This is a genomic window from Acidovorax sp. JMULE5 (assembly GCF_013376875.1).
GTDB classification, from domain to species: domain Bacteria; phylum Pseudomonadota; class Gammaproteobacteria; order Burkholderiales; family Burkholderiaceae_C; genus Acidovorax; species Acidovorax facilis.
In genome coordinates this window covers 1,354,934-1,367,151 of record NZ_CP035951.1, presented here as the reverse complement: position 1 = coordinate 1,367,151, position 12,218 = coordinate 1,354,934, and the positions used below count along the sequence as shown (strand labels likewise).

Sequence of the window (12,218 nt, the reverse complement as noted above, 5' to 3'; positions counted from 1 at the left end):
GCACTCTGCGGTGCGTCAGCGTGCCGCAGTGGCGGCGAGGTACGCGTTCAGCGCCTCGTCGTCCACGATAGCCACACGGCCGAAGTCCAGCGACACGATGCCCCGGCCTTCCAGCACACGCAGTACCTTGTTCACCGTCTGGCGTGACAGGCCCACCAGTTGGCCGAGCTCTTCCTGCGTGAGGTTCAGCCGCCGTGTGCTGCGCCAGAACAGGCGGCTCAGGTACAGCGCCACGCGGTGTTCGGGGGATTGCGTGCGCCCGGCCTCGATGATCGTCATGGCCTGGCCCAGGCGCATGTTCAGGTGCTGCACCAGAAACTGGTTGAAGCCCAGGCTGGTCTCGCGCAGCGTGGCAAACAGTGGCAGCGGCAGGCACAGGAGCGTGGTGGGCCGCAGCGCCACCACGTGGTACCGGCGGGGCTCGGGTTTCATGGCTGAGCCTTCACCAAACCACTCGCCATCAGGTACTCCGATAAATGCCGATGCGCGGCCCTGGCTGGCGGGGCTTTGCAGCATCACCAAGCCTGACAACACTGCATGCCAGCCCTGCACCGCGCTGCCGGCCGGCATCATGACTGTGCCCTTGTCGGCGTGCTGCGCGGACACCTCGTCGCGCAGCCTCTCCTGCAGGGCCACGGGGACACCTGCAAACCAGGACTGGGCTTCGATGAATCGCTGTGCGGACGGCGCGGAGCTGAGCATGGGCGTGATTGTCGTTGTTCGGGAGCCGTACGTTCAGGGTATTCCCTTGCCCTTTGTCAACGGGACGACAGGTGTTGGCAGGCACGCTGGACACGCGCACACTGAACCCCTGTTGGGGGTGTCGGTCTGGCGGGGCCGCTTGCCTGGGCGACACCGCCATGAGAACCCCCGCGCTACGATGATCGTTCCCTTCACTACAACATCCAAGGAGCACACATGCTGGGCCTGATGCAGAGCCAACCGTTGCTGATTTCGTCGCTGATCGAGTTCGCCGAGCGCCACCATGGCGACGCCGAAATCGTGTCCCGCCGGGTCGAGGGCGACATCCATCGCTACACCTACCGCGACCTGGCTGTCCGCGCACGCCGCCTGGCCAATGCGCTGGATGAAATGAAGCTGCAGTTCAGCGACCGCGTAGCCACGCTGGCCTGGAACGGCTACCGCCACATGGAGATGTACTTTGGTGTGAGCGGCTCGGGCCGTGTGCTGCACACCGTGAACCCGCGCCTGCACCCCGACCAGATTGCGTGGATCATGAACCATGCCGAAGATCAGGTGCTGTGTTTTGATGTGACCTTTCTGCCCCTCGTGCAGGCCGTGCATGCCAGGTGCCCCACGGTGAAGAAGTGGGTGGCGCTGTGTGATGCCGACAAGCTGCCTGCGGATTCAGGCATCCCTGGCCTCACCAGTTACGAAGCCTGGATCGGTGCGCAGTCGCCCGACTACGCCTGGCCCGAGTTTGACGAGAACTCCGCGTCGAGCATGTGCTACACGAGCGGCACCACGGGCAACCCCAAGGCCGCGCTGTACAGCCACCGTTCGACCACGCTGCATGCCTATGCGGCAGCGCTGCCTGATGTGATGTGCCTTTCCGCACGCGACTCCGTGCTGCCGGTGGTGCCCATGTTCCACGTCAATGCCTGGGGCATTCCTTACTCAGCGGCCCTCACGGGTTGCAAGCTGGTGTTCCCTGGTCCCGCCATGGATGGAAAGTCGATTTACGAGCTGATCGAAGGCGAAAAGGTTACCTACGCAGCTGGCGTGCCCACCGTGTGGCAGATGATGCTCGGCCACATGAAGCCTGCGGGTCTGAAGTTCTCCACGCTGCGCCGCACTGTCATCGGTGGCTCGGCCTGCCCGCCCGCCATGATCCATGCCTTCAAGGAAGACTACGGCGTGGAGGTGCTGCACGCCTGGGGCATGACCGAGATGAGCCCGCTGGGCACGCTGTGCACCTTGAAGAACAAGCACCTGGCCATGTCCAAGGATGACCAGATGAAGATCCTGCAAAAGCAGGGCCGCGCGATCTACGGTGTGGACATGAAGATCGTGGGGGGCGACGGCAGCGAGTTGCCTTGGGATGGAAAGACCTACGGGGATTTGCTGGTCAAGGGGCCGTGGATCGTCGGCAGCTATTTCAAGGGCGAGGGCGGCAATCCACTCGTCAAAGACGCGCAGGGCCGGGGCTGGTTCCCCACGGGCGATGTGGCCACCATCGACGCCGACGGCTTCATGCAGATTACCGACCGCAGCAAGGATGTGATCAAGTCCGGTGGCGAGTGGATCAGTTCCATCGACATCGAGAACATTGCGATGGCCCACCCCGCAATTGCCATGGCGGCCTGTGTGGGTATGCCCCACCCCAAGTGGGACGAGCGCCCCATCGTGGCCGTGGTCAAGCGGCCGGGCACCGAGGTGACGCGCGAAGAGCTGCTGGCCTTCTACGAAGGCAAGACGGCCAAGTGGCAGATCCCCGATGACGTGGTGTTCGTTGATGCCATTCCATTGGGCGCCACCGGCAAGATGCTCAAGACCAAGCTGCGTGAGCAGCTCAAGGATTACAAGCTTCCAGGCCTGTGATCAGGGTGGGGCAGTGCACATGCGCGCATCGCTTGCGAACGCCATTTTTTGCATTGCCCCAGGCTGGTGCGCGCTCGGGGGAGTGCTGCGCCAGTCACGTGTGCGACGCTGGTAGGGGCAATCCCTGAGCATCGCTTTGTTGCAACGCGGTACGCTGCGTTGTGTCGATTTACAAGGAGACAAAAGCATGAAGTTCGCTATTAAGGCTGTAGCAGCCTCGGTAATCTTGGCAAGCGCTGGCGGGGCCTTCGCTCAAAAGGGCGAGACGGTGAAAATCGCCTGGCTCGACCCCCTGTCTGGCCTGATGGCGGCAGTGGGAACGAACCAGCTCAAGAGCTTCCAGTTCATCGCAGAAGAGTTCAACAAGAAGAACCCTGCAGGCGTCAAATTCGAAATCATCGGCATCGACAACAAACTCAGTCCCCAGGAAACCACCAGCGCCCTGCGCTCGGCCATGGACCAGGGTGCGCGCTACGTGGTGCAGGGCAACGGCTCCGGCCCCGCACTGGCGATCATGGATGCGCTGGAAAAGCACAACGCGCGCAACCCTGGCAAGGAAGTCCTGTTCCTGAACTACGCTGCCGTGGACCCAGACCTCACCAACAGCAAGTGCAGCTACTGGCACTTCCGCTTGGACGCTGACACCTCCATGAAGATGGAAGCCCTGACCACGTACATGAAGGACATGCCCGAGGTCAAGAAGGTCTACCTGATCAACCAGAACTACTCGCACGGCCACCAGGTCTCCAAGTTCGCCAAGGAAATGATGCAGCGCAAGCGCCCTGACGTGCAGTTCGTCGGCGACGATCTGCACCCGCTGGCTCAGGTCCGTGATTTCTCTCCCTACATTGCCAAGATCAAGCAGTCGGGCGCCGACAGCGTGATCACCGGCAACTGGGGTTCTGATCTGGCGCTGCTGATCAAGGCCGCCAACGACGCGGGCCTGAACAACGTCAACTTCTACACCTACTACGGCTCGGTCACTGGCAGCCCCACCGCTATGGGCTCGGCCGCAGCAGGGCGCGTCTACATGGTGGCCTATGCCCACATGAACCTGCCCGGGCCGCTGAACCAGATCGTGGTGGACTACAAGAAGAAGTTCAACGACGACATGTACACGGGCGCGGTTTACCACGCGTTCACGATGCTGTCCGAAGGTTTTACCAAGGCCAAGTCGACCGATCCGGTCAAGGTGGCTGCTGCGTTCGAGGGCATGAAGTTCAAGAGCTTCAATGGCGAAGTCGAGATGCGCAAGACCGATCACCAACTGCAGCAGGGCCTGTTCATCTCCAAGTGGGAGAAGGCTGGCGGCAAGTTCCCGATCGACTCTGAAAACACGGGTTACACCTTTGTGCCTGTGAAGTACTACGAGCCCTATGTGGCGAGCACGCCCACGTCGTGCCAGATGAAGCGCCCGTAAGCCTTGCGCAATCGCTTCGAGGCCCGACCACTCGGGCCTTTTTTTTACCCCTGCAGTGAAAAATTCCAATGAATCCTGAGTTTTTCGTGATCTCTTTGCTGAACGGCGTGAGCTACGGGCTCCTGCTGTTCATGCTGAGTTCCGGCCTCACGCTGATCTTCAGCATGATGGGCGTGCTCAACTTTGCACACACCAGCTTCTACATGCTGGGTGCCTACTTCGCGTTCACCATCTCTGGAGTGGTGGGCTTCTGGCCAGCGCTGGTGCTGGCACCCCTCGTCGTGTTTGCGCTGGGGGCCGCGTTCGAGCGCTATTGCCTGCGCCGGGTGCACAAGTTCGGCCATGTGCCCGAACTGCTGGTCACGTTCGGCCTGTCCTACCTCATTCTGGAAGTGGTGCAACTGGTCTGGGGCCGTTCCACGGTGCCTTATGGCCTGCCCGAGCAATTGCAGGGTCCGCTGTTTTCGCTCTATGGCACGCAATTTCCCAAGTCGCGCTCGTTTGTGATGCTCGTGGCCCTGCTGATGCTGGTGTCGGTGTGGCTGCTGCTCACACGCACGCGCATCGGTCTCGTCATCCAGGCCGCCCTCAAGTACCCCGAGATGGTCGAGGCATTGGGCCACAACGTGCCGCGCGTCTTCATGCTGGTGTTTGGCGGTGGTGCCGCGCTGGCCGGCCTGGCGGGGGTGATCGGTGGCAACACCTATGTCACCGAGCCTGCGATGGCGGCCTCAGTGGGTTCCATCATCTTTGTCGTGGTGGTGGTGGGTGGCATGGGCTCGTTGGCAGGTGCCTTCCTGGCATCGCTGCTCATCGGTCTGGTGCAGACCTTTGCCGTGGCGCTGGACTACTCTCTGATCCATGTCTTCAAGGCCGTGGGCTTGGCGGTGACTGACCAAACCTTCGGCTACCCCTTGCTCAAGCTCACGATTTCCCAGGTCGCGCCCATCCTGCCCTACCTGTTCCTCGTGCTGATCCTGATCTTCCGCCCCAAGGGCTTGCTGGGCACGCGGGAGGACTGATGCCATGAATTCCACTACAACCACTACTGTCGCTTCCAGCGCCACGTCGCACTACCGGTTCAAGCCCTGGAACGTCGGGCGCCTCATCATCTGGACGTTGTTCGCGGTCATGCTCATCGTGGCGCCCATGCTGTTTCGCAGCAGCCTGGCGCTGACCATGCTCTCGCAGATCGGCTACCTGATCATCATCTGCCTGTCCTACAACATCCTGCTGGGGCAGGGCGGCATGCTGAGCTTTGGCCATGCGGTCTACACGGGCCTGGGTTCGTTCATCGCCATTCATGCAATGAACATGGCGACCAAGGGCTCTGTGCACATTCCGCTGGTTTTCATCCCACTGGTGGGCGGCCTGGCAGGGGCATTTTTTGCCATCCTGCTCGGTTTTGTCACTACCAAGAAGTCGGGCACCACCTTCGCCATGATCACGCTGGGTATTGGCGAACTGGTGGCCTCCATGGCGCTGATGTTCCCCGAGTTCTTCGGCGGAGAAGGCGGCATTACCACGGACCGGGTGTATGGCAAAGCCTTCTTTGGCATCAGTTTCGGACCTGCGATTCAGGTGTACTACCTGATTGCAGCGTACTGTTTTGTCTGCACTGCCGCCATGTTTGCATTCACCGGCACGCCACTGGGCCGCATCCTGAACGCTGTGCGCGACAACCCCGAGCGCGTCGAGTTCATCGGCTACAACACCCAGCGTGTGCGCTACTTCGCGTTCATCATCGCGGGCTTTTTTGCTGGCATCGGAGGTGGGCTGGCCACCATCAACTTCGAGATCATCACGGGAGCTGACAGCCTGAGCGTGATTCGCTCCGGCGGCTACCTGCTGTTTACCTTCCTCGGCGGGGCAACGTTCTTCTTCGGCCCCATCATCGGCGCGGTGCTGTTGGTGCTGGCGTCGGTGTTGCTGTCCGAGCTGTCCAAGGCATGGTTGTTGTACCTGGGCCTGGTGTTCCTGTTCATGGTGATGTATGCGCCCGGAGGCATTGCCAGCCTGATCATGATGAACCTGCGGCTGGCCAAGTACGGCAAGCTGCGTCAGCTCTGGAGTTCTTACCTGGCGCTAGGCGGCACAGCGCTGGTGGGGGTGATGGGCGCAGCCTGCATGATCGAAATGACCTACCACCTGCAGCTCAACGCGGCCCTGGGGCCAGAGCTGACGTTCCTGGGGGCCACGCTCAACGCCGCGGGCTTTACGAGCTGGTTTGGCGCCATTTTCGTGATGGTCACGGGCTTTGGACTTTTTGAACTCTGCCGCCGCCAGTTCCTGCGGCAGTGGAGCACGATCCAGGAAGAGATCGAACATGAAATCAAGCGTGGGGAGGCGCTGTAAACATGGCAGCTGACAACCCAACCAACACCACCTATGCCCTGGAACTGCGCGACCTGCGCAAGAGCTTTGGCAAGACGGAAATTATCCGTGGCGTGAACCTGTCCGTGGCCTCGGGTGAACGCGTGGCCATCATCGGCCCCAATGGCGCGGGCAAGTCCACGCTGTTCAACCTCATCAGTGGGCGTTTTGCGCCCACAAGCGGGGATGTGATCCTCAACGGCCAGCGCATCAACGGGCTGGCGCCGTATGAGATCAACCGCAAGGGGCTGTCGCGCAGCTTCCAGATCACGAACATCTTTCCCAAGCTCTCGGTGTTCGAGAACCTGCGCTGCGGTGTGCTCTGGAGCATGGGCTACAAGTACACGTTCCTGCGTTTCCTGTCGAACCTGCACGATGCCAATGAGCGCGCCAAGCAGCTCATGGAAATGATCAAGCTCGACAAGAAACGCGACACGCTGGCGATGAACCTCACCTATGCCGAGCAGCGCGCGCTGGAGATCGGCATCACCATCGCGGGTGGTGCCAACGTGATCCTGCTCGACGAGCCCACGGCCGGCATGAGCAAGACCGAGACCACGCGCTTCATCCACCTCATCAAGGAAGTGACCGAAGGTCGCACGCTGTTGACGGTGGAGCATGACATGGGCGTGGTCTTTGGCCTGGCGGACAAGATTGCTGTGGTGGTCTATGGCGAGGTCATTGCCTATGACACGCCCGACAAGGTGCGCGCCAACCAGCGCGTGCAGGAGGCCTATCTGGGCTCTGTCGTTGCGGACGAGCAAGGGGCGGGACACTGACATGCTGAAAATCGAAAATCTCCACGCCTATTACGGCAAGAGCCATGTGCTGCATGGCGTGACCTTCGACGTACAACCCGGTGAAATCGTGGCCCTGCTGGGGCGCAACGGCTCGGGCCGCTCCACCACCGCCAAGGCCATCATGGGCCTGGTGGACTGGGAGGGCACGCTGAACTGGAAGGGGCAGGACCTCAACGGCAAGAAGGCTTACGAGATCGCCCACCTGGGGGTGGGCTACGTGCCCGAAAGCCGCGATGTGTTCCCCAACCTCACCGTGCACCAGAACTTGCTGCTGGGCCAGAAAGGCAAAGGCAAGGGTAGCCGCTGGTCGTTTGACGACATGTACGAGATGTTCCCGCGCCTCAAGGAGCGCCAGCACACCGAGGCGGGCGTGATGTCGGGCGGCGAGCAGCAGATGCTTACGCTATGCCGCACGCTGATGGGCGACCCCGACCTGATCATCATCGACGAGCCCACCGAAGGCCTGGCCCCCAAGATTGTCGAGCTGGTGGGGCAGTACCTGCAGACCATCAAAGCGCGGGGTATCTCGGTGCTGTTGATCGAGCAGAAGCTCACCATCGCGATGAAGATATCGGACCGCGCGCTGGTCATGGGGCATGGCTCGATCGTGTTCCAGGGCACACCGGACAGCCTGCGGGCCGACAACTACATCCGCAAGGAATGGCTTGAAGTCTGACGATTTCTGAAGAACCATGGCCAAAAGAGGCGCCCGATAGCTGAAGGCGCCTCTTTTTTTGCTTTACCAAATGTTGCACTGCAAACCCCCTTGTCCCGCCCGGGACAAATTGACACGCCAAATGGGTTTGAAGTCTCTACAATAAAAACGCACGATCGTTCTTTTTCACTTTCCAAGGAACAACAGCACCATGACCGCTGAATACAAAGTCCACGGCTCCGTTGCCGTGATCACCATGGCCAACCCTCCCGTCAACGGACTTGGGTTATCGACCCGCCAGGGCATCGTGGACGGCCTTGGCCGTGCCAATGCCGATGCAGCGGTCACGTCCATCGTGATCACCGGTGCCGGTGGTGCGTTCTCTGGCGGCGCCGACATCAAGGAGTTCGGCACCGACAAGTCGCTGCAAGAACCCAACCTGCTGTCGGTGATTGCCGCCATTGAAAACTCGGCCAAGCCCGTCGTGGCTGCCATGCACAGCGTTGCCATGGGCGGCGGGCTGGAGCTGGCCCTGGGCTGCCACTACCGCATTGCGGCGCCTGGCTGCTCGATTGCACTGCCTGAAGTCAAGCTGGGCCTGATCCCCGGCGCAGGCGGTACGCAGCGCCTGCCACGCGTGATTGGTGTTGAAGCCGCGCTCAACCTCATCGTGAGCGGCGAGCCCGTCAAGAGCGAAATGATTGGCGCCGTGCCCGGCCAGAAGTTGTTTGACAAGATGGCCGCGTCGGCCGAATCGCTGGCCGCAGAAGCCCTGGCGTTTGCACAGAGCGTGGCCGATGCCCGTCCGCTGCCCCTGGTGCGCAACTTCCCCTGCAAGCACCCCGAAGGCGATGCGTACTTCCAGTTCGCGCGCAACATGGTCAAGGGCATGGCCAAGAACTTCCCCGCGCCCGCCAAGTGCGTGGACGCGGTCGAAGCTGCCACCAAGAAGAAGTTTGCCGAGGGCATGCTGGTCGAGCGCGAAATCTTCATCAACCTGATGTGGACGCCTGAGTCCCGCGCACTGCGCCACCTGTTCATGGCCGAGCGTGCAGCGAGCAAAATCCCTGATGTCGCATCCGACACCCCCAAGCGCGACATCAAGCTGGTTGGCGTGATTGGCGCGGGCACCATGGGTGGCGGCATCTCCATGAACTTCCTGAACGCGGGTATCCCCGTCAAGATTCTTGAAATGAAGCAGGAAGCCCTGGACCGTGGCGTGGCCACGATCAAGAAGAACTACGAAGCCCAGGTCAAGAAGGGCAAGCTCAAGCAAGACAAGTACGAGCAACGCATGGCCCTGCTGAGCACCACGCTGAGCTACGACGATCTCAAGGACTGCGACCTCATCATCGAAGCCGTGTTCGAAGAAATGGGCGTCAAGGAAGCCGTGTTCAAGCAGCTCGACGCCGTGGCCAAGCCTGGCGCCATCCTTGCCTCCAACACCTCCACGCTCGACGTGGACAAGATCGCCGCCTTCACCAAGCGCCCGCAGGACGTGGTGGGCATGCACTTCTTCAGCCCCGCCAACGTGATGAAGCTGCTGGAAGTGGTGCGCGGCAAGGAGACCGCCAAGGACGTGCTGGCCACGGTGATGGCCATCGGCAAGAAGATCAAGAAGACCTCGGTGGTCTCTGGCGTGTGCGACGGCTTCATCGGCAACCGCATGATCGAGCAGTACAGCCGCCAGGCCGGCTTCCTGCTGGACGAAGGCTGCACGCCCCAACAGGTGGACAAGGCCGTCGAGAAGTTCGGCTTTGCGATGGGTCCCTTCCGCATGGGCGACCTGGCGGGCAACGACATTGGCTGGGCCATCCGCAAGCGCCGCTCCGTCGAGCGCGCCGACATGAAGTACAGCCGCACCGCCGACAAGCTGTGTGAACTGGGCCGCTTCGGCCAGAAGACCGGCGCAGGCTGGTACGACTACCAGGCCGGCAAGCGTGACGCGATCCCGAGCGACCTGGTCAACAAGATGATCGAAGACCATCGCAAGGAGCTGGGCATCACGCCGCGCAAGATTTCGGACGAAGAGATCGTGCAGCGCTTGGTGTTCGCCCTGGTCAACGAAGGCGCGCACATCCTCGAAGACGGCATCGCCAGCAAGTCCGGCGACATCGACATGGTGTACCTGACCGGCTACGGCTTCCCCATCCACCGTGGCGGCCCCATGCACTACGCCAGCGAAGTGGGTCTGTTCAACGTGGTGCAGGCCATGGACCGTTTTGCCAAGAACCCGCTGGATGACGCAGCGTTCTGGAAGCCCGCTCCGCTGCTGGCCAAGCTGGCCGCCGAAGGCAAGGCCTTCCAGTAAATAGCCGCGTGCACCCATCTACAGAATCAAAGGAATTCACATGACCTCCGCAGTGATTGTTTCCACCGCCCGCACGCCGCTCGCCAAGAGCTGGAAGGGTTCTTTCAACATGACGCATGGCGCCACCCTGGGCGGCCATGCCGTGCAGCACGCCGTGTTGCGCGCCGGCATCGACGGTGCAGACGTGGACGACGTCATCATGGGTTGCGCCACGCCCGAAGGCGCCACCGGCAGCAACATCGCGCGCCAGATCGCGCTGAAGGCCGGCCTGCCCATCACCGCCTCCGGTGTCACGGTCAACCGCTTCTGCTCTTCGGGCCTGCAGACCATTGCCATGGCCGCCCAGCGCATCATCGCTGGCGAGGCCGACGTGTTTGTGGCCGGTGGTGTCGAAAGCATCTCCTGCGTGCAGCAGGAGATGAACCTGCACATGATCCAGGACCTGGCCTTGGCCAAGCAAAAGCCCGAGATCTACTGGAGCATGCTGCAGACCGCCGAGCAAGTGGCCAAGCGCTACAACATCGGTCGCGAAGCCATGGACGAATACGGTGCCGCCAGCCAGCAAAAGGCCTGCGCTGCGCAAGCCGCTGGCTTGTTCGACGCAGAAATCGCCCCCATCACCGTGACCGCCGGTGTGGCCGACAAAACGCTGGGCCTGATCACCAAGCAGGTCACCGTGGGCAAGGATGAAGGCACACGCGAAGGCACGACGGTAGAAGCCATCAGCGGCCTGCGATCGGCGCTGCCTGGCGGTTTGATCTCTGCCGGCAACGCTAGCCAGTTCTCCGACGGCGCCGGTGCCTGCGTGGTGACCAGCGAAGAGTACGCCAGCAAGAAGGGCCTCAAGCCCCTGGGCCGCTTCCTCGGCTTTGCGGTGGCAGGCTGCGAGCCCGACGAAATGGGCATCGGCCCCGTGTTTGCCGTGCCCAAGGTGCTGAAAAAGCTGGGCCTCACCGTGCAGGACATCGACCTGTGGGAGCTGAACGAAGCCTTCGCCGTGCAGGTGCTGTACTGCCGCGACAAGCTGGGCATTCCGGCCGACCGCCTGAACGTGAACGGCGGCGCGATTGCCGTGGGCCATCCCTACGGTGTGTCGGGCCAGCGCCTCACGGGCCACGCGCTTATCGAAGGCAAGCGCCGTGGTGCGAAGAAGGTGTGCGTAACGATGTGCATTGGCGGCGGCATGGGCGCTGCGGGCATTTTCGAAGTGCTGTAAAACTTGGCTGGGGGCGGCGCAACAGGCGGCACCTTCACGTGTTTCCTGTGCGCTTGCCCCGTTGTGGGTGGCGCAAGCAGCGGTGGTGGGGCCCATGGGCGGACCACATGCGTTGGCTCTTCGTCCAGGAAATTTCAGATGGATGCCTGAACTGCCGGTAGAAGGGGATGAGAGAAAGACACCAGGGCCGAGCAGGGCCGAGGGGGTGAAGAGACGCTGGCTACAAATTGTTGCTTTGCCGGGGCACGATGCGTCCCTCGGCGCGGTTGGTGCGGGCAGAATCCGCGCGACCACCGGCTTGCCTGTGGCCCTGAACCTCTCTCCTTTCTCCATCCCGAACCCGGTACCTCCCATGCGTTGTCTGCTTCCTTCCTTTCGCCACTGTGTCGCCCTCTCGGCCCTTGCCGTTGCATGCGGTGCCCATGCCCAGAGCCAGACCTACAAGCTCCAGCTGCCGCTGGAGTCGGACTCCGACGTGGTTTTGCAGGACATCGTGGTGGACGCCAAACAGACGCGGGTGACGCTTGCTGTCAAGAACACCACCGATGAATCGTTCGAGGCCTGTGCGCAACCCACTGGCTCGCCCGATGCGTTCACGCTCAAGGACCTGGGCACCGGCACCGTGCTGCCGCAGCTGTCGATTGGAGGCCTGTCTTTCTGCAACGTGAAGATGGACGTGGTCAAGCCCGGCCGCAACAAGCTCGTCAAGATCACGTTCCCGCCACTGCCTGCAGGTGCCACACGCCTGCAGCTCGGAGAAGCCAATTGCCAGCCCAAGCCCGATTCGGACATGGACTACTGGTGTTTCAAGAACATCGTGCTGCCTGCACGCTGAGCCCTATCAGGCCATTGGAGATCGGGCATGCACGCAGCCACAAGGA

General features: G+C 61.8%; 10 protein-coding genes. 9 read left to right on the top strand and 1 reads right to left on the bottom strand.

Translation table 11 applies throughout. The features are described from left to right. Window positions 1-15: 15 nt before the first annotated feature. Complete coding sequence (locus EXV95_RS06140; RefSeq protein WP_176886197.1) at window positions 16-702, bottom strand: Crp/Fnr family transcriptional regulator; 687 nt, start codon at window positions 700-702, stop codon at window positions 16-18. 216 nt (window positions 703-918) lie between these two features. Here EXV95_RS06140 and EXV95_RS06135 point away from each other — a divergent pair, with 216 nt between their 5' ends. The 9 genes from EXV95_RS06135 (at window position 919) to EXV95_RS06095 (ending at window position 12,172) form a co-directional block, all read left to right on the top strand. Beyond that, a complete protein-coding gene (locus EXV95_RS06135; protein WP_121420375.1) occupies window positions 919-2,562 on the top strand; it encodes a 3-(methylthio)propionyl-CoA ligase in 1,644 nt (547 codons plus the stop codon). A gap of 187 nt (window positions 2,563-2,749) precedes the next feature. After that, on the top strand, window positions 2,750-3,982 hold the full coding sequence (locus tag EXV95_RS06130) for a branched-chain amino acid ABC transporter substrate-binding protein (protein ID WP_055394034.1): 1,233 nt from the start codon (window positions 2,750-2,752) through the stop codon (window positions 3,980-3,982). 68 nt (window positions 3,983-4,050) lie between these two features. Further along, window positions 4,051-5,004 (top strand): branched-chain amino acid ABC transporter permease, encoded by a 954-nt coding sequence (locus EXV95_RS06125; RefSeq protein WP_176886196.1) that lies wholly within the window; start codon window positions 4,051-4,053, stop codon window positions 5,002-5,004. Between the two features lie 4 nt (window positions 5,005-5,008). Continuing rightward, entirely contained in the window at window positions 5,009-6,337 is a 1,329-nt protein-coding gene (locus EXV95_RS06120) for a branched-chain amino acid ABC transporter permease (RefSeq protein ID WP_121420374.1), read from the top strand. Window positions 6,338-6,339: 2 nt separating this feature from the next. Then, the gene (locus tag EXV95_RS06115) at window positions 6,340-7,134 is read left to right on the top strand and encodes an ABC transporter ATP-binding protein (RefSeq protein WP_055394028.1); all 795 of its coding nucleotides are present in this window, start codon (window positions 6,340-6,342) and stop codon (window positions 7,132-7,134) included. A 1-nt stretch (window position 7,135) separates the two neighbouring features. Next, the gene (locus EXV95_RS06110; RefSeq protein ID WP_121420373.1) at window positions 7,136-7,831 is read left to right on the top strand and encodes an ABC transporter ATP-binding protein; all 696 of its coding nucleotides are present in this window, start codon (window positions 7,136-7,138) and stop codon (window positions 7,829-7,831) included. A gap of 190 nt (window positions 7,832-8,021) precedes the next feature. After that, window positions 8,022-10,121 (top strand): 3-hydroxyacyl-CoA dehydrogenase NAD-binding domain-containing protein, encoded by a 2,100-nt coding sequence (locus tag EXV95_RS06105; protein ID WP_176886195.1) that lies wholly within the window; start codon window positions 8,022-8,024, stop codon window positions 10,119-10,121. Window positions 10,122-10,161: 40 nt separating this feature from the next. Next, window positions 10,162-11,337, top strand: coding sequence for an acetyl-CoA C-acyltransferase (locus EXV95_RS06100; protein ID WP_176886194.1), 1,176 nt, complete (start codon window positions 10,162-10,164; stop codon window positions 11,335-11,337). Between the two features lie 352 nt (window positions 11,338-11,689). After that, window positions 11,690-12,172 (top strand): hypothetical protein, encoded by a 483-nt coding sequence (locus tag EXV95_RS06095; protein WP_121420371.1) that lies wholly within the window; start codon window positions 11,690-11,692, stop codon window positions 12,170-12,172. Window positions 12,173-12,218 lie beyond the last annotated feature (46 nt).